The organism is Streptomyces rubellomurinus, assembly GCF_000961885.1.
In the GTDB taxonomy this organism is placed as follows: Bacteria; Actinomycetota; Actinomycetes; order Streptomycetales; family Streptomycetaceae; genus Kitasatospora; species Kitasatospora rubellomurina.
In genome coordinates, this window is record NZ_JZKH01000303.1 from 1 (window position 1) to 554 (window position 554).

Annotated in this window: 1 protein-coding gene; it reads left to right on the top strand. The window is 71.5% G+C overall.

Annotated elements, in window-relative coordinates; all coding sequences use genetic code 11:
* Positions 1–554 (top strand): acyltransferase domain-containing protein (locus tag VM95_RS37940; protein WP_045706147.1); only part of this gene is annotated, 554 nt, incomplete at both ends.

Below are 554 nucleotides of genomic sequence, written 5' to 3' on the forward strand. Positions count from 1 at the left end.
TGGCGGAGGAGTTCGCCGACCTGACGCCCGGCCGTGCGTCCGTTCCCTTCTACTCCACCGTTTTGGGTCGGGTGCTGGAAGGGCCGGAGCTGGACGGTGCGTACTGGTGCCGGAACCTGCGGGAGCCGGTCCGCTTCGACCGGGCGCTGGAGCAGCTGCTCGGCGACGGCCGCAACGTGTTCATCGAGGTCAGCGCCCACCCGGTGCTGTCCATGCCGCTGACGGACGGCAGCGCCGAACACGGCGGCGTGGTCGTCGGCTCGCTCGCTCGCAACGAGGGCGGCATCGGCCAACTCCTCAAGTCCCTCGGCCAGTTGCACGTCCAGGGCGTCGACATCGACTGGACGAAGGTCCTCGGCGAGGGCGGCTCTCCGGTCGCCGAGCTGCCGACCTACGCGTTCCAGCGCGAGTACTTCTGGACGGAGGCCACCGCGGCCTCCGCCGACGCTGGCTCGATGGGCCTGGAGGCGTCCGCTCACCCCTGGCTGGGCGCCGCGACTGCTCTGGCCGAGGGCGAGGGCCACCTGTTCACCGGCCGATTGGCGCCGAACGGC